General features: G+C 50.0%; 18 protein-coding genes. 13 read left to right on the forward strand and 5 right to left on the reverse strand.

The features are described from left to right. Positions 1-67: 67 nt before the first annotated feature. Positions 68-1,168 (reverse strand): sensor histidine kinase, encoded by a 1,101-nt coding sequence (locus BN2684_RS15080; protein WP_199825323.1) that lies wholly within the window; start codon positions 1,166-1,168, stop codon positions 68-70. A 195-nt stretch (positions 1,169-1,363) separates the two neighbouring features. Further along, the gene (locus tag BN2684_RS15085; RefSeq protein ID WP_058302990.1) at positions 1,364-2,089 is read right to left on the reverse strand and encodes a LytR/AlgR family response regulator transcription factor; all 726 of its coding nucleotides are present in this window, start codon (positions 2,087-2,089) and stop codon (positions 1,364-1,366) included. Between the two features lie 227 nt (positions 2,090-2,316). Here BN2684_RS15085 and BN2684_RS15090 point away from each other — a divergent pair, with 227 nt between their 5' ends. The 4 genes from BN2684_RS15090 (at position 2,317) to BN2684_RS15105 (ending at position 5,137) form a co-directional block, all read left to right on the forward strand. Continuing rightward, positions 2,317-2,847 (forward strand): LemA family protein, encoded by a 531-nt coding sequence (locus tag BN2684_RS15090; RefSeq protein WP_058302991.1) that lies wholly within the window; start codon positions 2,317-2,319, stop codon positions 2,845-2,847. 311 nt (positions 2,848-3,158) lie between these two features. Further along, positions 3,159-4,157: an effector binding domain-containing protein gene (locus tag BN2684_RS15095; RefSeq protein ID WP_058302992.1), complete on the forward strand. Its 999-nt coding sequence runs from the start codon at positions 3,159-3,161 to the stop codon at positions 4,155-4,157. A gap of 300 nt (positions 4,158-4,457) precedes the next feature. Further along, the gene (locus tag BN2684_RS15100; RefSeq protein WP_058302993.1) at positions 4,458-4,664 is read left to right on the forward strand and encodes a helix-turn-helix transcriptional regulator; all 207 of its coding nucleotides are present in this window, start codon (positions 4,458-4,460) and stop codon (positions 4,662-4,664) included. Positions 4,665-4,666: 2 nt separating this feature from the next. Beyond that, a complete protein-coding gene (locus BN2684_RS15105) occupies positions 4,667-5,137 on the forward strand; it encodes a hypothetical protein (RefSeq protein WP_058302994.1) in 471 nt (156 codons plus the stop codon). Positions 5,138-5,196: 59 nt separating this feature from the next. On the opposite strand, the gene BN2684_RS15110 is transcribed toward BN2684_RS15105, so the two are convergent. Then, complete coding sequence (locus tag BN2684_RS15110) at positions 5,197-6,306, reverse strand: DNA alkylation repair protein (RefSeq protein WP_058302995.1); 1,110 nt, start codon at positions 6,304-6,306, stop codon at positions 5,197-5,199. Positions 6,307-6,514: 208 nt separating this feature from the next. Here BN2684_RS15110 and BN2684_RS15115 point away from each other — a divergent pair, with 208 nt between their 5' ends. Then, positions 6,515-6,901, forward strand: coding sequence for a VOC family protein (locus BN2684_RS15115; RefSeq protein ID WP_058302996.1), 387 nt, complete (start codon positions 6,515-6,517; stop codon positions 6,899-6,901). 28 nt (positions 6,902-6,929) lie between these two features. Beyond that, positions 6,930-7,517, forward strand: a complete 588-nt coding sequence (locus BN2684_RS15120; protein WP_058302997.1) for an NAD(P)H-dependent oxidoreductase — start codon at positions 6,930-6,932, stop codon at positions 7,515-7,517. A gap of 75 nt (positions 7,518-7,592) precedes the next feature. Here BN2684_RS15120 and BN2684_RS15125 read toward each other — a convergent pair whose 3' ends face one another. After that, complete coding sequence (locus tag BN2684_RS15125; RefSeq protein WP_082651995.1) at positions 7,593-8,564, reverse strand: DMT family transporter; 972 nt, start codon at positions 8,562-8,564, stop codon at positions 7,593-7,595. A 179-nt stretch (positions 8,565-8,743) separates the two neighbouring features. Between BN2684_RS15125 and BN2684_RS15130 the strand changes: the two genes are divergently transcribed. Continuing rightward, positions 8,744-9,619: a LysR family transcriptional regulator gene (locus tag BN2684_RS15130; protein WP_058302998.1), complete on the forward strand. Its 876-nt coding sequence runs from the start codon at positions 8,744-8,746 to the stop codon at positions 9,617-9,619. Between the two features lie 280 nt (positions 9,620-9,899). Then, positions 9,900-11,930, forward strand: coding sequence for a serine/threonine-protein kinase (locus BN2684_RS15135; RefSeq protein ID WP_058302999.1), 2,031 nt, complete (start codon positions 9,900-9,902; stop codon positions 11,928-11,930). On the opposite strand, the gene BN2684_RS15140 is transcribed toward BN2684_RS15135, so the two are convergent. After that, positions 11,908-12,561 (reverse strand): hypothetical protein, encoded by a 654-nt coding sequence (locus tag BN2684_RS15140; protein ID WP_058303000.1) that lies wholly within the window; start codon positions 12,559-12,561, stop codon positions 11,908-11,910. The genes BN2684_RS15135 and BN2684_RS15140 overlap by 23 nt on opposite strands. 830 nt (positions 12,562-13,391) lie before the next feature. On the opposite strand from BN2684_RS15140, the gene BN2684_RS15145 reads away from it, so the two are divergent. From BN2684_RS15145 to BN2684_RS15165, 5 genes are all read left to right on the forward strand, one after another. Continuing rightward, on the forward strand, positions 13,392-14,462 hold the full coding sequence (locus BN2684_RS15145; RefSeq protein WP_058303001.1) for a glycoside hydrolase family 130 protein: 1,071 nt from the start codon (positions 13,392-13,394) through the stop codon (positions 14,460-14,462). A gap of 192 nt (positions 14,463-14,654) precedes the next feature. Continuing rightward, entirely contained in the window at positions 14,655-16,436 is a 1,782-nt protein-coding gene (locus BN2684_RS15150; RefSeq protein WP_058303002.1) for a sensor histidine kinase, read from the forward strand. Then, entirely contained in the window at positions 16,411-17,460 is a 1,050-nt protein-coding gene (locus tag BN2684_RS15155; RefSeq protein ID WP_058303003.1) for a response regulator transcription factor, read from the forward strand. Before BN2684_RS15150 ends, BN2684_RS15155 begins: the two co-directional genes overlap by 26 nt. Before the next feature lie 207 nt (positions 17,461-17,667). Next, positions 17,668-18,759 carry a glycoside hydrolase family 130 protein gene (locus BN2684_RS15160; RefSeq protein ID WP_058303004.1) on the forward strand — a complete coding sequence of 364 codons (1,092 nt, stop codon included), beginning with the start codon at positions 17,668-17,670 and terminating at the stop codon, positions 18,757-18,759. After that, complete coding sequence (locus BN2684_RS15165; protein WP_058303005.1) at positions 18,756-19,694, forward strand: ABC transporter permease; 939 nt, start codon at positions 18,756-18,758, stop codon at positions 19,692-19,694. The genes BN2684_RS15160 and BN2684_RS15165 overlap by 4 nt, the downstream gene beginning before the upstream one ends. Positions 19,695-19,706: the final 12 nt, after the last annotated feature.

Raw genomic sequence — 19,706 nt, forward strand, 5'->3', positions numbered from 1 at the left:
GTAGTCCTATTTTTCCTGAAAAGGGAATCTATCGTTAGAAGGGTTATTATACAGGAATAACAACCCTTTACGCAGTAGCCTGAAAGATAAACCAGCCATCCTTAACTGAAAACTGGAACACACCGCCATGCTTTTCCACGATATGAGCCATGCTTTTTGTGCCAAAGCCATGCCCCTGTTCTTTTGAGACAGGCAGGCCTTGATGGAATATCGGTTCTGCCTGATAGCTGTTGCGAATGTCAATGCACAGCTTCGTGTTCTTGGAATACACACGCAGCCGGATGATGCGTTTCCTGCGGTCAGGTAAACGTTTCGAAGCTTGTATAGCGTTTTCCAAAGCGTTTGACAAGAGCGAACAAAGCTCGGTATCGCTGAAAGGAAGTGAGTCAGGCAGCTTCGCATCTACCGCCAACAGGATTCCCGATTGTTTTGCTTTGGAGGCGAATGCGGACAAAATCAGATTGACGGTTTCGTTTTCGCAAAAGCGTACGGGTGTAATGGCATCCATGTCGGACTGGGCAGTTTGTAGATATTCTGTTAATGCCTCTATGCGTCCCTCGGATACCAGACCCTGCATAAGTGCAAAATGGTGGCGCATATCGTGGCGATAGGCAGCGGCATTCTGCTGCATTTGCCGCAGAGAGGCAAATTCCGTCTGCGCGTACCGGAATTGGATGTCCAGCATATCTCGCTCTCTTTGGGCTTTTGCTTGTTTTTGCGTTTCAGCGTAGTAAATGATGACAAACACAAAATAGAAAATAGATATTGTGGAGGGCATGAACTGCACCGCCCATTTGGTGCCTCTGTAAAGCACATCTGTGTAGATGGTGGTAACGTAATCGAATGTATAGTAAAAAAGAGGTACCCCACCTAATAATAAGCAGGATTTATTGGATCTTTCCATAAGCTGCCGGACCGACCCGGCTACATATCTTTGCAGGAAATAATAGGACAGAAACACAGCCGCGATATAAAAAATGTGGTCTGCAAGGCTACTACCAAAGGCGGCTCCCGCAAGGAGACCGACCCAGCTTGGCGCTTGGCAGCACAGATAACCGGAAAGTACGCTGACGGCGGATATGAACCACGGACGCTTATAGTACAGGGTGAACATCAAGATCAGTGGCAGGTGAGTAATCAGCGGATACAGCTTTGATGTCAAGTCCAAGCCAAGAAGCCACCAGCAGGCGGTTTGAATGATAAGAAAACATGCACAGAGGAAGACAAGGATAAGCCTGTTTTTCCGTGTGGGTTCAATTCCTGCAAAGAGAACTGACACTGCCACACCAAAGAGCAAAGAAAATCCGAATCGTATTAGTTCTATCCCTGTTAGTATCATTCGAACGCAGCACCATCCATTCGCTTATACCCCTTCCATTTGATAAGCCAGATACTGCTGCTTAATCTCCCGCGCTTTGCCCTGTGCAACAGGGACGGAGGAAAGGGTCTGTAAGGTTATCTGATGATTTTCTATGGTATCCACATACTGCATATTCACAAGATAAGAGCGGTGGGGTTTGATAAAACACCCATAATTCAGAAGATTATCGCAGACAGAGGAAAAAGGTTCTGTGCATTCGATTACCTTGCCGGAGCGCAGGTGATACAGCACATTTCTGCCGATGACCTCGGCAAAAGCCAAATTGGAGATCAATATTTTTTGAATGCCTTCATTACTCTTTACGATAAACGCTTCCTTGTCTTTTTCCGCTTTGATCTGCTCCAGCATTTCGTCAAAGGTGAAGAACAGTTTTTCTTTTGAGATGGGCTTTAGTACATAGTTGATGGCTTTCACCGAATAGCTTTCCAAAGCATATTCGGGCGATGATGTAAAAAATAAAATCGGCGCGGTTTTGTCGAAACCACGGATTTCCTTTGCGACATCAATGCCCATAAAGCCCGGCATAATAATATCAAGACAGTATATATCAAATCGCTTTCCTTTTTCTAAGGCCGAAACCAGCTCAAATCCGTTTGGAAAGACGGCGTATTCGCAGCTGAAATTTTTAGATGCTCTATATAGGTTTATGAGCTGTACCATATTGGATAGCTCGTCAATATTGTCATCACAGACCGCGATCTGAAGCATAAGCATTCCTCCCTTTCTCGATTTCTCAATTTCTTCAAGCTAAGTTAAACATAATAATGAAATATCTGAAACTATATTTCATGTCGAAAATTGCATGTTTCATGCAGCGGACGGTTTTTGTGAGGGGATTATTGATAGATTGAACTCAGGGAACGTTTCCGTCACAACTCCTGAGGCTCTGATCGATGAAGAGCTAATCCAAACCATGTAACCGGAGGTGAAGTACCATGCTGCCAACTTTCATCGCAATCATCGCAATTATCGCAATTGCTGCGGTTTTTATGCTATGGGCAATCTCCACACAGCGCAAACTGGTCGTGCTTGATGAAAATATCAACAATGCCATGAGTCAGATCGGGGTGCAGCTATTCTGCCGCTTCGATGCTCTGACTGCTCTCTTAAATCTGACAAAGGGCTATGCTAAGTACGAAAGCGAAACGCTGATTGAAACGATCAACTCCAGACGAAGCGTGATTACGGCAAAATCCACGCCGGATGAAGTGCTGCGACAGGAAGGGGTTATTTCCGGAGCCTTGGGCAGGATTGCCCTGGTGACGGGGCAATACCCGGATGTAAAGACCGACCCAACGTATATCAAAGCCATGGACGCGGTGCAGACCTTTGAAAACATGGTGCGCACCAGCCGCCTTATTTACAACGACAGCGTGACCAAATTGAACCGTGAAATCCGATTGTTCCCGGTCTCCATGATTGCCGGGATGTTAGGCTTTCGGCAAAGAAAGTATCTTGTGGAGTAGGCCGGCAAGGGCGATATGCCAAGTTTATTATGAGGTGCCCTTTGCGAAAAAAATGAGCTGCCTGCTTCCTTTGTTATTTTCGAAGGATTGAGCCGCTGACAGATATATAATGAGAGAAGGGAACGGAATAGAAAAAAATGATGATGTAAAAATCGGTGATGCTCATTTGATTCCAGCACTATTGAAGATCCATTTGAATATGAGGAATGAGAGATTTCGTGTTTTGATAGGAACGAGAGATTGCTTGGGAAGTATTGACTCTGACACCGTGTCGTCCATTATCCTCGGGGAGAGAAGGGAGGAGCGAAGAGATGGAACTGCAAACCATTAGCACGGTCTCCCAGCATTATGGGATCTCAACGCGCATGCTGCGCTATTACGAGCAGATCGGGCTGATTGAAAGTTTTCGAAAAGAGGATTATGCCTACCGCATGTATGATGAGAACGTCTTGAAGCGGCTGCAGCAGATCATTCTCCTTCGGAAGCTGCGTGTTCCCGTAAAGCAAATCGGCACAGTCTTGAACAATCCGAACGCGACGACTGCGATTGAGGTCTTTCAGCAAAATATGGAGGAACTCGATCAAGAAATTGCAGCTTTATCCACGATCCGAGCGATATTGAATCGGTTTGTTCAAGAATTGCAGACGAAGACGAATCAACCGTTCCGCCTGGAGGCATTGGATGATGCGACTGTGCTTGAGCTGACAAGCTCCTTGTCCTTCTCGAAAAATCACCTCAAGGAGGACAAGACCATGGAGGATTTGAACAAAGCGACGGAAAAGGTAACCAAACTGACCGATGTAAGGATTATCTATCTTCCGCCCATGACGATGGCGTCCAGTCATTATGTCGGGGAAGATTGCGAACGGCACGCGGGGCAAGCTCTGGACCAATTCGTTCAAGAGACCGGATTGCTGACAATCAAGCCCGACATCCGGCATTTCGGCTTCAACAATCCCGTTCACCAGGGGGATCCCGGCGAGGCATCCGCCGGTTACGAAATGTGGATATCCATCCCGGAGGCGATGGAAGTACCAGCTCCCTTGAAGAAAATCCAATTTCATGGCGGGTTATATGCGGCGCACGCCATCACCTTTGGGAACTTTGATCATTGGGGCTTGCTGTACGAGTGGGTGATGAACCACGATCAGTACACAAGCGATTGGGGCTCTTTGCGGTGTACCCCGCATGTGGAGGGAATGGACTGGGCGTTGGAAGAACAGCTGAACTTTCTGACGAACAGCCAGAATCCCCATTTCGATAGCAACACCATGCAGTTGGACTTGTTGTTCCCGGTCAGGGAAAAATAAGCAGATAGGAAAAGGGAGGCTGTCCGTGCTCCAGCCGCTGGTGGGGTCCTCTCCAGGATCAAGTCGCTGTTGGCTGCCGCTTTATGGCTTCGATCTTATGGGGTTGAAGACCTGGAAGAATGGATCATCATTCGTTTGTTTTAATGGCAGAGAACCCTCTCGTTAGCGACTTTAGCGAGAGGGTTTTTTGGCTGTCGGAAAGGATGATGCCTTTTTTGCGCTAAGTTCGCTTTACATTTTATGCAAAGCATACTATACTACATTTGCAAAGCAAACTGTACTCATGAAGGGGGCGAACATTTGAACACCCGCATACCCGAGCTGCGAAAAGCCAACAAGCTGTCGCAAGAAGAGTTGGCCCTGGCTGTTGGGGTCACCCGGCAAACCATCACATCCATCGAGACCGGCAAGTATACGGCATCGCTTGTTCTCGCTTATCGCATCGCTACATTTTTCAATCTGACAATTGAAGAGGTATTTGATTTTGATGGGGAGGAGACGTTCTAACGATGGAGACCTTTGTAAGACGGATTCGGTTTCGTGTGAAGGCATTTTCGATTCTGCTGGTTGTATCGATGCTCTTAACGGTATCCATTGCCGTATGGCAATATTCGGTCGGTGATGTGACCGGAACGGAGGGTATGGGGGATTTTTATAAGGGTCTGCTAAAAGGAATGCAGATCGGTGTGTTTTTTGGGGTATTCGTCGCTATGTTGGGCTTCATCATCCAGTACGCCAAAGCCTTACGGAATGAAACCAGCATGAGAAAGCTCTATATAGAGGAAAATGATGAACGCAATCGCTTGATCCATTTCCAATCGATATCCGTTTCGTTTTACTTGATCATGGGCTGCGTTGCCCTGGCTGGCGGTATCGCGGTCTTCTTCCAAGCGGTTGTGGCTTTTACGCTATTCGCAGTGCTGTTGGTGATGGGGCTAACTCTGCTTCTTTCCTGGAGCTATTTCACGAAGCGTACTTGATGGCAAAGCAAGAATGCGCAAGGCCCCGTCCGTCCGCTTAGATGGATAGGGCCTTGTATTCAGGTTTTCTCTTGCAAGTCTACCATCGTGTGAGCCGCTTCCTGGCCGTTGATAAGCAGGACGATCCGGTGAAGGCCGGGATAGTGCTTGCGGGTGGTAAGGTTAGCAAAGCTGTGCGTGCGCGTACCGGTAAGATGAGCTTTTCCCGATACGGTTCGGTCCGACAGCAGGAAGAGCTTGCGCGATGCCTTACCGCTCCCTTTGATAAAATCGATGCCATATTCAACGCGGATCTGGGTCGGTGCCTCCCGATCGATGTCCAGCGAATACTGCAGCTCGCAGCTGTCGCCCACACGAAGCTGTTCGGGTTGAACGGTTAGGATGGCACTTTGGACCAGTGATTTGCCTGGTTCGGTCACCGTATAGCCGAAGAGCATCAAGGCCTCTGGAATCGCTTTGCGGATAAGGGTACGGCAGCCCTGCCGCAGAATCCAGTCCGTATGTGGATGGTGGCCTATCCACTTTTGGGCGGTGGTCAAGACAACGTCGGGATGGTCCTTCGCGATGTCGTTCAAGTTATTGGCGACGCTTTTGCGGACGTAGAGAGAAGAGTCTGCTTTCAAACGCTCCAGCACGTCGAGCACCGGAGAAGGATCTTGTTTGAACAGCGGAAGCGAGATGCTCCAAGGCAGGCGCGGACGACAGCCTTCGCTCGATAAACGCCGTACATGTTCATTGGGATGAAGCGACCACTCCAGCATCTGATTCATGACGCGCTCCGGATTCTTGAGTATAAAAGGGCGGATGGCGAACTCTGAAGAGGACCGCTGGGTGAACCTTTCTAAAGCGCGCATGGAAAGCTCCCAATGCTCCTCGCTCAGCCCATACGTGGAGACAAAATCAGGAAAGAACAAATACGGGAACCCGCTGCACGACTCCTCGAGCGAAAATAAAACCTCCAATGCCTCCTCATAACGAGGGGGCAGCTGCTCGCCTAGGCTTTCGACAATCCGGTGCATGCGAGTCCGCAGCGGCATTTCGTCCCAGGGAGGCGTCAAGACAGCTTTTACAAATGCCTCGGCAGGAAAGCTTGGATAAGCGGCGCGCACCATTTCTCCAAAGTCGTGTATAAATTCGGTTGTATAGATATCCTTTAACGCATCGCTCATCGCTTCGTTCCTCCGTTTGGTGTCCAAATCGTACGATTGAATTCTCCATCTCTAGTCCACTATAAACCATTTAACCTGACAGCATTCTGTCCGGTTAGCGGTTCGTCTCTTTGCCATTGTTTTCTTCTCGGGAAAGATTGATATAGAAATCTCTCCGGAATTATGGTACATCTTAACAAAAGCTGCTGGACAAAAGGAGTCGACTTTGATGCAGATTGGCGCGGTCACGTTTTTCGTAAACGATATGGAGAAGATGGTCGGCTTTTATCGGGATGTCATGAAGATGGAGATCGAGTGGGATGGAGGCAGCTTTACCGGGGTTCGAATGGAGAACCGCGTATTCTTTAATTTGTGTCAGCGGAATGAAGGGGACAAGGCCCGGTTTGATTATCATGAGCGTATCAACGGGACCATGGAAATTTCCTTCGGCGTACCTACACCGGAGGATGTGGACGTCGAGTTCGAGCGCTTGGTGCAGGCGGGCGCGACTCCTGTGAACCAACCGGTATCGCAGCCGTACGGCTTGCGAGATTCGGCGGTGGCGGACCCGGAAGGTAACCTGATCGAGATCGTGGCGGCTCTTCCAGAGGAATAGAGATCAGGATAGGCGAGGGGGAACCATTATGAATGTTTTCATAGTTTACGCGCATCCGAGCGAGGATTCGTTTACCCGTCATGTGAAGGAGAGCTTTATCCGGGGGTTGGAGGATGCGGGCCATTCTTATCTCATCTCGGATTTGTATCAAATGAATTTCAAAACCGACATGAGCGAGGCCGAATACCTGCGCGAGTCTAATTATCGGGATGATCTGCCGGTGCCGATGGATGTCAAGCTGGAGCAGGTAAAAATCAACGGCTGCGACGCCATCGTCTTCGTTTATCCCGTCTTCTGGACGGAGGCTCCCGCGAAGCTCGTTGGCTGGTTTGACCGGGTGTGGACCTACGGCTTTGCTTACGGCAACAACCGCACCATGAAGCAGTTGGCTAAAGGGCTCGTGCTCTGCGTCGCGGGAAACACCTTGGAGAAGCTGATCGAAATGGGCCATTATGAGAGCATGAAGACGGTCATGCTCGGGGACCGGTTGTCCGACCGGGTGACGAGCAAGGAGATGATTGTCCTCGAGCGTATGTCCAAGGAATACGCGGAAGAACGCGAGGGCAATTGGGACAAGCATCTGGAGACGGCCTATCAGGCGGCCTACTCTTTGTAATCAAGGCCAAATCGGTCCATTGTGAGAAAAAGGATAACCGAAGCTATGCCGTTAAAAAAGCCTTGAGCGGAGCGCTCAAGGCTTTTTGCTTAGCCCGTTTGCTGGAAGGAGCGGCTTGCGCCTCAGGTGGGCAAATGGGAGGGAGCGAAGCAGGAAGCGTTGGCGGGGTTCATCCATCGAACCCTTGGAGACGGTCCGCGGCTTCCGTTTGATGCCGGAGACGACAACCCCGGCGAGGACAAGCCCGGCGCCTAGATAGCCCCTCGCCTGCAGCACCTCGTGCAGGAACAGGTAGGCAAACAGCGCGGTGAACACGGGCTCTAGTGTAAACAAGAGTCCGGTACGCTCCGGCGTTGTGTGCTTCTGGGCGACTGGCTGCAGCACGAAGCCGAACGCGCTGCAGACGATAGCCAGCCCCAATACGGCTGTCCATTCCGCACGGCTGGCGGGTAGGGCGGGATGCTCGAAGATCAAGCTGCCGATCAACCCGTACAGCCCGGCGAAGCCGAGCTGGTAGATCCCGAGTAGCAGCCCATCCGCTTTGTGCGTCATCCGGTTGGTGGCGATGATTTGCCAAGCGTAGGTAAAGGCGCCTGCCAGGCACAACAAAGCCCCGCCCGAGAGCGTCAGCCGTCCGTTCAGCGAAAGCAGAGCGATGCCGGTCAAAGCCAGGACGGCGCCTGCGGCGACCGGAAGCTCAGGCTTACGGCGGGTGATCAGCATTTGCAGCAGGGGGACGAAGACGACGGTGGCGCTGGTCAGGAAGCCGGCGGTGGAGGCGGACGTCGTCTTCAAGCCGAACATCAGAAAGGCGAAGAGACCGAACAAGAGCAGGCCGAGCAGCGCTCCGTAGCCGATCGTCCGCCGATCCGTCCGAGCCATCCGCTTGCGGAAGAGAAGAGCCGTTAGAAGGAAGGCGATTCCAAATCGAAGCGAAATGAGGTTGAATGGCCCCATGTGGTTGAGGCCGAGTTTCATGAGAAGATAGGACGATCCCCAAGCCATGGAGATCAAGGCAAGGAGGAGGTCTGCTTTTTTCTGCGTCACGCTGGCTGCTCCATTCTGCTATAGCGGCGGGTGCTCAAATAGGTCTTGCCAATTCACACCTGCTTAGTAAACAATAAAAAGCAGAATTAGAAAAGCGCATGTTTTTCATAGAATACATGAGAAAAATTCATGTTGGAACGTTGGGAATATCTAGAATCATCCATGGAAGGAATAGAAGCATGTCCAATCCTAAATATGAAGCGCTGCTGAAAACAGTCGAGCTGGGCAGTCTGACCAAAGCAGCGGTGGCACTCGGATATACGCAGTCGGGCATCAGCCACATGCTGAACGCGCTGGAGAAGGAGTGGCAGCTGCAGTTGCTCATCCGCGATCGTTCCGGCATCCGCCTTACCTCCGAAGGAATGAGACTCCTGCCCCATATCCGCACCGTGTGCAATGCGGAGCGCGAGCTGGAGGAGGAGACCCGGCGGCTCCATGGGCTGCAATCCGGTTTGATCCGCATCGGTATGTTCACCAGCGTGGCGGTACACTGGCTCCCTTCTCTCATCAAGACTTTTCACGCGGAGTATCCGAACATCGAATTCAAGCTGCTGCACGGGGATTATGACCAGATCGAAGATTGGGTCGAGGAGGGGCAGGCTGATTGCGGCTTTCTCCGGCTTCCCGCCCGCTCCGGTTTGGAAAGCCGCTATTTGAAGCAGGACCGCCTGCTTGTCATCCTGCCGGAGCAGCATCCGCTTGCGGACTGCGACTCTTTCCCGGTGGAGCGGTTGGCAGAGGAGGCGTTCATCCTGCTGGATGAGGGAACGACGAACGAGATCACCGACCTGTTCGAGCTGCACCGAATTCATCCCAAGGTGCGGTTCAGCGCCAAGGATGACTACGCGATCATCTCCATGGTCGAAAGCGGCCTCGGCATCAGCATCCTTCCGGAGCTGCTTCTGCATCGCACGCCTTACCGCGTCGTCCGCAAGGAGCTCAGCGTTCCCGCATACCGCAAGCTTGGGATCGTGATGAAGGCGGGCAAGCTGCCTTCGCCCGCGTTGAGCCGTTTTTTGGGGCATCTGCAGAATGGCCGGGAGGGGTTGATCTAACTGAATGGTCCCCTTGGGTCCATCTTTTTGGTGAACATCACCGTTAAGGTGATCGTGAAGCCAATGAATGACTAGGCAATTTGAGATAAGGGTATGATCCATGCCAATGAGTGATTTCTCGTTTCGCTGGCATCGTTAAGCCTTGTCGACCTATCATGTCCAACCAAATGTTTCATTACACAAAAAACGGGAACATTCCCATGTTCTACTTCTAAAAAATGTCGTTTTGTGGTTCAATAGAACTATAAACTGAATTTTCATAAAATGGAGGGGGTACCTGTTGCAGGATATTAAAGGGTACAAAATCATACGAACTCTTGGAGCAGGGAATTTTGGAACTACATTTGAAGTTGAGAAAGAAAAGACGAGATATGCCTTGAAATTAATACGTGAAAATATAATGGATAAAGAGGCCGTCCATTCAAGAAGAATTGAACGGGAAATCCGTATTTTAAAAGCTGTTGACAATGAGAATGTTGTAAAATATGTTGATGATGGTTTCATTAGCGATGGCGTTCAGAAATATCGCTATATTGTTATGGAGTACGTAGAAGGTGAAACGCTAGAAGCAAGGATTGAAAAGTCTCTGACTATACAAGAGGCTTGTGTTATTGCTAAGAATATTTTCATTGGAATTAATGCAATTCATTCTAACAACATTATTCATCGTGACTTAAAACCGTCAAATATTATTGTTACAAATCACAATATGGATATAAAAATTATTGACTTCGGTATTTCGAAGTTGATTGATGCAAGTACCCTTACAACTACAGGACAAGGTATGGGTACTTTTGCATATATGGCACCTGAACAATTGCGTTCTGCTAAGGACATCGATTATCGTGCTGACTACTACTCAGCCGCGGCAATTATGTATGAACTTATATCTAAAGAACGTCCACTTAAAATGAGTAATCAATTGGAAGCCATACATAAAATATTATCTGAAACTCCTGAACCCCTTGCCACTAAAGTTCCATCAATTCCAATTGAGATATCGGAATTAGTTGAAAACTTGCTAAAAAAGCAACCTTTCGAACGAAACATACCCTACGATACCATTGTTTCAGTCCTTGAAAAACACAAAAAGACTGGTATTCGAACAGGCCCCAAAATAATGACTTTGTATTTTAACTCGGAAATAGAGTTCTTACCGATGGTCATTCAAAATGATGCTAAGGCGGTTGTAGAATATCATAACAGCCACTTTATTAAAGGGGCCGTCTTCAATGCTCCACAATTGCTTCATTCGGATAAGAACTATTTAGAACTTTCACAACATAATCTTCGGTTGATTATTGACCCATACACTCAAACTTTGGGATATTCTGCATTTACAACAAAGCCTACCTATAAAAAAATCCCTTACTTAATTAGTGCCTTAAAAAAAGAAACACCGAAAGATTTCTTTAATATCACTGTATTACAGAACAGAGTAAAAAAGGTCATTGATCTCCAAGAATTCTATAAAGCTAGCATTTTTCTTGCACCCTTTCATTTTATAGAGTCCCATAAGGACGATTGGTTAAACGTTGACTATAACGCTTATAAAGAAAGTAAATCTTATATTCAGCAAGCCGGAATCAATAAACCAGTTTACTATGGTATCTCTTTTGAAGTTGGTCAGTTCGAAGATATTGATTACATCAAAGACCTAGTAAATCTGGTGACATCGGCAAACCCAGATGGGTATTACCTTCAAATTTCCGGTAACTTTGATTCAACCAACACAAATCATTACTTGGCCTATGCTTACCTGGTCAAAATGCTTGCCGACTCCAAAAGGGAAATTATACTTTCTCGTATTAATGACTTTTCGCGGGGCTTAATTGCATTAGGTGCAAATACGATTTCAGCCGGATTGGGCCAAAGTGATAACTTCAAGAAGGAGTATCTAGAAAGAGAACAAGGTGGAGGAACCAGCAGGAGATATTATGTTGAGAAGCTGATGGGATTGTACAATCAAAATATGTTGGAGGATATTCTGTCAACAAATGCAGGTTTATCTTGTGTGTGTCATTGTGACTTTTGCCAAGGCGCGTCGAATACAAACCAGCTAACGGAATTTAATAATGTAATCAAACATCACCTTTTTATAAAAAATAAACAAATGAAAGAATTGTCTTCACTTCACCAAGCTGAAAAGATGGAAAGTTTTATGGATAGTGTAGCTATAGCGATTCAACTGATCAAAGATATTAATAAAGAAAAACGAATAAAGAACTTCGGATATTCCCATTTAGAAGCCTGGAGGGACGTTATTTTAGAAGTATCCAAGTCCAATTTCAACAATGCTTCTCATATGTAGCTGTACATTTTGCAATTATTTCTTCAGCTACTTTATATCTCATTAAAGGGTCTAGTGGTTTGATTGGGGGAGCTTCTATTATCTCCCTTACCCTAGACCCTACACTTATTAAACCGACTTTAAATCGTTTGCATTCACTCTGATCGGCGCGGTGAACATATTGTTCATCCAACGCTAAATAGGATTTATTTGCAAAACGCTGATATCGAATAGCTTGAGCCAATCCCTTCGTCCAGTCCTCTAATTTTGCTTCGATTGCTGTGACATTTGGATTGAATAAAGTAAAATCTTGATTCCTTATGTAAGTATTCTCCACCATTAATACTGCGCCAATTTCTTCTAGACGTTTTAAAATATTGTATTTGAGTCGTTGCTTTGAAATGAAGAGCGTGTTATGAAGTTCTTCAACTTCTACGCTTTTTCTTTTTCGGATATAATCGAAGACCTTAACTTCATCCAAATGTTTCAAATAAATACCATTTCTTTCACAGATAAATCTATTTAATTCTGATTGATTTCGAATGATAAGCAAATCAGAAATTCCATATCCAACACCGATTTCTTGAATGGTGAAGTTTCTATTATAATGTTGAACGAGCCGTTGTACTAACTCCTCCTCAGATTGAAACACAACAATTCACCTTTTCTATATTCTTTACATGAATGATCTATGCAACATTATACCTTCTACACGGTTGGGTATCTATATGATAGTTGATAGCTCATTTTTTTAACCAACTGTGGATTTTCTTGCACAGATCTACGATACTGAATAGAAATATGTAAGCGGTGGTTAGACACAAGCCAATATTCCTCAAGAAATCAACTCGTTCTCCCAAATAAACATTTGTAATGAACAAAATGATTGAAAAATCAATATGGCAGTCCTAAATAAGCTATCTTCTCTGTGAAGTTATAGTTTCTAAATGAACGGAAATATTTCACTAAGATATAATTGAAAATGACCGTAAAAATAATAAGCATAAGCAACGTTTTTGCTCCTTTATTACATCACAATCAAATCCAATATACAGCCATTTCTTCTAGATGTCCGTTCACAAAAATCCACACATGGCGGGTCTGTGAGCTGTATTATGAAAACGCCAGAACACTAAATGGGGATCAGAGTAAATGTGGATCAAGAAGTAGCTATTAGAGTTCATCAAGGAGAGCAATGTAGTGTCCGCTGGGATAATTTCATGTTTTTCTCGAGTTACATTAAAGTTTTGACAGACCACCAATAGCCGCCTTCGATGGCGGCCTTTTTTGTTTTTAGGCTTCTTACAAGAAATCAACCCCCGCAACTGGACAAATGGAAGCGTACCCGCGAAGGCGCTGCCGCTTTTATAATGACGGTAAACCGGAAAGAATGCCCCACGGCTTAGTCTATCTCTCCGGCTGGTTCAACGATGACGATGAACCAGCCGATACCTTGGATTCTATGGAACAGGAGAAACCGAGATGACCCTTACCGCAGATCACATTGAGATCATGAAAGAACAATACCGGAAGGCGATGGCTATGGAGGTGGGCGACCACGCTCTGTTGTCCACGCTTGATTTTGCGGGAAGCTATGCAGACAATCCCGATTGGGCCATCGGGCCTTTTCGGCAGGAAGTGGACATGACGTTCAAGCTGGACCGCCACTGGCGGGACCCTTACAATTTCGGCTGGAGGAGCGGGTTTCTGTTTAATCCCAGCCTGATCGAGCGGAACGGGAAGTTGTATATGTTTTACCGGGCGGCTCCGCGTAAGGAAACGCTGGGCTCGCGCATCGGGCTGGCCGTCTATGATCCGGACTCGCGGACGTGGACGGACTATGAAGAGAATCCCGTGATCTACCCTACGGATGAGAATGAATTGGTCAGCTGTGAAGACCCGAAGATATACCGGGCGGGAGATCGCTATTACCTGTTCTACAACGGCATTTGGCCGCTGGACGAGGGGGAGGAGGAGATCGCTCGGCAGTCGATGGGGGAAGAGGTCGCCGTCGGCTGCGACATCAAGGTCGCGGTATCCGATGATCTTCTGCATTGGGAGAAGGTCGGACTAGCCGTTCCCCGCGAGGTATCCCGCCTTTGGGCCAAGGGCGCCGTGATTCCCCGCAATTCGCGGGGAGAAGCCGTTCGCATCGGAGGAATGTATCGGATGTTCCTCAGCGAGGGCTGTGGAGGGAAGCAGCAGGTCGGAACTTCTGACGATATGCTGAATTGGTCCTTCGATCCGCAGGAGTACCTGAACACCCGTTCGCTCGGCAAGCTGTACGAGCTGGCTTGCATTTCGACAGAAGTTGACCAGGACGAGCTTGTCTTTGATTTCTTCTATCGCGATTTCGAGGGCCGGAACCAGGCGGCGCAAGCCTTGTACCGCAAGGATGAGCCGTTCCGGCAATTGGCGTTGAATCGGGGAGGGACCTTGGCTTGGGGCGGCTTGCTTCAGTTTGAGGGAAACTGGCTGTTCGCCCAAGGCTGGGATGCCGAGGACGGCGCAAACGAGATGTACCTGTACTCCGCTCCAATCAAGCCGCGTTGAATCCACAAGCAGGCTAAGCGCCGAACCGCCGATTTGCCCGGCAGACTCTCCCGCCTGACGCTTCCTGTGATACGATAAGAGGGTAGGTCTTGTCCTCTCCACTTATCCGTCAGGTGCTCTCCGTGAAAGATCGATAACTACTCGACGGATGGGATGACGGGATGTCGGCAAGACGGCGCAAGGAGGCGCAGCATGAAGAGAAAAATGGAATCGAAGCTCCTGAAGCGAATATGGCCGAACAAGTTGAAGGGCAGGCTGACTACGCTGCTGGTGTTTGTCACCCTCACGCCGATCATCTTGATCGGCTTCACTTCCTATTATTGGTTCTTCAAAGTGCAGATGGAGAAGGTCAACGTCAACTACCAAATGCTGCTAGAGAGCGAGCGAGACGCGCTGGAGAAGGCTTTTTCCAACCTGATGAGCGTCTCTCAATTGCTGGCGGTCGGCGGCGGACTTGGCGATAACCTTACCGCCTATTTGGACAGCAATGATCCCGCGGTGAAAACCGACGCCTTTCTGACAATTGACAAGTCGCTCACCAACATCATTTATTCCAATCCCGGGGTTCAGGGAGTGTTCCTCTATTTCGCGGGACAACCCAATCCCATTCAGTTCGAATCGGCGCCGCTTAAGCCCCAGCTCTTCGGAATGTCCCTGGAGCCTATCCCGTTCGAACCGCTTTTTGTCGCCGGTCAACTCTATTACAGCAGCCCGCACCCGTCGGTGTTCAACTCCAGCGAGGCGACCGCGATTTCACTGATTCGCAGCATTCCCTACGGGAACAGCGGAACCTATTACGTTTATCTGGAGACCAACCTTAACCAATACGTCTCCCGTGCCTCCACCGATAAAGGAGACAGGGCGATCTATCATCTGTTGATCGGCAGCGACCAAGCGGTGCATTACAGCGATTTGCCGTTTTCCGTCAAAGAAGGAACGATGTTGTCTGATGTGCAGCTAAGCGAGCTTCAGCACTACCGGCAGTTCGTCACCACCGGCAAGAACGGCTGGCAGCTGATCTCGCTTGTTCCGAAGAGCGTCTACGGGAAGGAAATCAATCAGTGGCGCATTCAGTTCGCCCTCGTGCTCTTTCTCTCGCTTGCGCTCACGGTGAGCGCTTCCTCTTATGTATGGCGGATGGTCTACCGTCCGCTTCAGGGGATGAACAAGGCGATGAACCGGTTCAGCCAGGAAGGCGATCATCTCGACCGGCTTCAGCCTGGCCTGGAGGAGTTCGAGATGCTTCATGGAAGCTTCCGGGAGATGAGCTACCGGATCAGCGAGCTGATCAAAGAGGTGGAGCAAAAAGAGAAGCGGCGCGGGGAGCTGGAGGTCGAGAAGCTGATCTCCCAGATGAACCCCCATTTTCTCCACAATACGCTGAATACGATTCAGTGGCTGGCTCTTGAGCAAGGACAAAAAGAAATCTACAACCTCATCAAGGTGTTTACCCGGGTGCTGCAATACAACATGGGCAAGACCAGCATGATCGTGAAGATGCGGGAAGAGATCGCTGCGCTGCAAGATTACATCGAGCTGCAAAATATCCGCTACGACCATCGCTTCAACGTCCAGGTAGCAGGAGAGGCCGATATTCTGGATGTTCCCATTCCGCGTTTTGTCCTTCAACCGATCGTGGAAAATGCATTGTATCACGGACTCGTCAGTGAGGAAGGCACCATCATCGTCAAGATCTTCCGCTACAGCGCCGGACAGATCTGCATCCGTGTGGAGGACAACGGGGCGGGCATGGAGCCGGAGAAGATCGAGGAGCTCTTGAGCGGCAAGAGAGAGCGAAGCACGGGGATCGGAATCGGGCTGAACTATGTCAAAAAAATGCTCGACGTCTATTACGGTGAGCTCGCCTCCATGCGAATCGAAAGCCGAATGGGGCTTGGAACGACCGTGATCCTGATCGTTCCCAATAAAGTGAAGGGAGAGGAGACTCATGTTCAAGGTCTTATTGGTGGATGACGAACCGCTTGTGCGCCGGGGCATTCGCAGCATGCTTCCTCTTGTGGATTATGACATGGAATGGGCGGGAGATGCGTCCACGGCAGAAGAGGCGAAGGCTATTCTGAATGAGAGACCGGTCGATCTGGTGATGACCGACATCTCCATGCCTGGTCAAGACGGATTGACCTTCATCCGCTCGTTGACGGAAACCTATCCGTCCATCTTGTCCGTCGTCATTACTTGTCACCAGGATTTCTCCTATGTGCAGCAAGCTCTCCGCTTGGGAGCGGTGGATTATATGGTGAAGACCCAGCTCGACGATCAATCGGTGCGCGATCTGCTGGAACGGGTTTCGCGGCAGCTCTCCTTGCGCGCGGAGCGCGAGCGGACGCGGGAGGCCGAGCTCAGCTACGATCCGCTTCATTCCAAGCGGCTGTTGACCCAATGGAGTTCGCTCGCGTGGATTGCCGAGACGCCCGTCTGGCAGGAGATGCTGGAAGAAACGATGCGGGAGCTGTCGACCCCCGCGTTCAAAGAGATGCTTGCGGAAGCGGCCAAGCATTGGCCGGTCCGCTGCCCGTCGCTGCAGCAGGTGACGGATGCGCTGCTGCCCAGGCTGGACTTGCTGCATACGATAGGCGAATTGAACGGATGGACCGATGCTTATCGGAAGGAAGCGATGCAGCTGCTATGCGGCACGATGTATTCGGAGCAGGTCATCAGCTCCATTCTCCGCGCGCTCGATCTGATGCACGGAGATTCCGAGGAGAAGCAGAGTCAGGCGGAGCTTTGCCGAGCGGTGAACTTGAGCGTGAGCTATTTCAGCAAATGCTTCAAGGAGATCGTGGGCGTCTCCTTCGTCTATTACGTCCAAGAGGCCAATCTGCGGGAGGCTCAGCGGCTGCTCCAGACGACCAACCTGCCCGTCTATGAGGTGGCGGAGAAATCCGGCTTCACCGATGAGAAATACTTCGGCAAAATCTTTCGTATCAAGACGGGGCATTCCCCGAGCGAGTATCGGCTCGCTTGCCGCAGCAAATAAAACGGGTTTTCCCAGGAAAAGAAAAGGAACCGGTCCAAACAGCGGAGGAATCATTTGCGCTGAAGGGCTGGTTTTTTTGCATGTTCAGGCGAAGGAAGAAGAATTCATTCCACCCAACCGCGTAAACGGGAAGGTAACGGGCTGCGGGCAAGGGGAGCTACAATAAAGATGCGAAATAACAGAAGTGTGTTAGGGAAGGAGTTTCACATGGCGCTTATACGATCCGAGTCAAATCCAATTCTCACCTGCCAGGATGTTCCGCCTTCGCGGGAAGGCTGGGAGGTCATCGGCGTCTTCAACGCCGGCGTTGCCCGGTTGAAGGATGAGGTGATTCTGCTGCTTCGAGTGGCCGAACGCCCGGTGCCAGGAGATGCGGATTTCTATCTCACCCCTCTATACAATCCGGACACAAAGGAGCTGGAAGTGTGCCGCATTCCCCGTGAAGGCGCCGATTTCAGCGATCCGCGGGTGGTCCGGACACCTGACCAAAATTACTTGACGTCGATCTCCCATATCCGCCTCGCACGGAGCCGCGACGGAATCCGCTTTGAGGTGGAAGCGATCCCTGCCCTTGAACCCGCTTCGGAATACGAAGCCTACGGCATTGAGGACCCGCGGATCACGCCGCTTGAGGGCGGATTCATCATCACATACAGCGCAGTATCGCAGCTTGGGATCGTTGTTCCGCTCGTCTATACGGAGGACTTCCGTTCCTTCGAACGCCGCGGGCTGATCTTCCATCCCGACAACAAGGATGTCGTGCTGTTTCCCGAGAAGATTGGCGGCAAATACTACGCGCTGCACCGTCCGTCCATCTCGCATTACGCCAAGCCGGATATGTGGATCGCGGAATCGCCGGATCTGGAGCATTGGGGTCATCACCGCCACGTCGCCGGCATTCGCCCCGGCAAGTGGGACGATACCCGCATCGGTGCAAGCGCCGTACCGATCCGCACCGAGCAGGGCTGGCTGGAGCTCTATCACGGAGCAGATAGCCACAACCGCTATTGTATGGGCGCGATGCTCTTCGACCTCGAGGAGCCTTGGAAGCTGATCGCCCGCTGCGAGCTTCCCTTCATGGAGCCGGAGGAGCCATATGAAACCGATGGATTCTTCGGCAACGTCATCTTCGCTTGCGGAGCTCTTCTCGACGGGGAGACGATTCGGCTGTACTACGGCGCAGCGGATTCCTGCATGGCCTATGCCGAGGTGCCGCTTGCGGATGTGCTTGGGACACTGTCCCCTTCCAGCAAAACCGGGAAGACGGAGAACTCGTCGGACGGAGGGGCTGAGGAATGAAAACGCAAGCGAAGCGCATCAAGCACAAAGGCCTGCACGATCTCGTCTACAATCGGTACCTGTACGCGCTCGCGATACCGGCCGTCATCTTCAGCATCATCTTCGCTTATTTGCCCATGATCGGCATCTCCATCGCGTTCATGAACTTTAATCCGCTGAAGGGGATTTTCCACAGTCCCTGGGTCGGACTCGAGAACTTCCGCTTCTTCTTCCGCGGAAGCGACTGGTTAGTCATCACCCGCAACACCGTTCTCTACAATGTGGCGTTCATCGCCACTGGCACGATCCTGTCGCTCACTCTCGCCATCATGCTGACCGAGCTCGGGCGCAACCTGTTCGTGCGCGTCATGCAGTCGGTGATGATTCTGCCGAACTTCATTTCCTGGCCGATCATCGGGCTGTTCACGGTCGCCTTCTTCACCGCCGACACCGGGGTATTGGCCCACTTCTTCACTTCGCTCGGTCTGCCGCAGGTTTCCTTCTACACGAATTCGCATGTGTGGCCTTGGATTCTGGTGATCATGAATTTGTGGAAGACGGCCGGTTTCGGCGCCATCGTCTACATGGCCGCCATCGTTGGCATCGACAAGGAGCTGTACGAGGCGGCGCGAATTGACGGAGCCTCTCGCTTCTCCTGCATTTTCCGGATCACCCTGCCGCTTCTGAAGAGCACGATCGTCGTGCTGTTCCTGCTCAGCCTCGGCAATATTTTTGGCGGCAACCTGGACATGATCTACTCGCTCGTCGGGGACAACTCGTTCCTCTTCCCGACCACCGACACCATCGACACCTATGTATTCCGCGCTCTGCGTACTACCGGCTCGATGGGCATGACCCAGGCGATCGCGCTCTATCAATCCTTGGTTGGATTCGTACTGGTTGTGGCCGCCAACAAGCTGGCCAGCAAGCTGGACAAAGACTCTGCGTTATTCTAACGGGAAGGAGAC

This window comes from Gorillibacterium timonense (genome assembly GCF_001457415.1).
Classification (GTDB): domain Bacteria; phylum Bacillota; class Bacilli; order Paenibacillales; family NBRC-103111; genus Gorillibacterium; species Gorillibacterium timonense.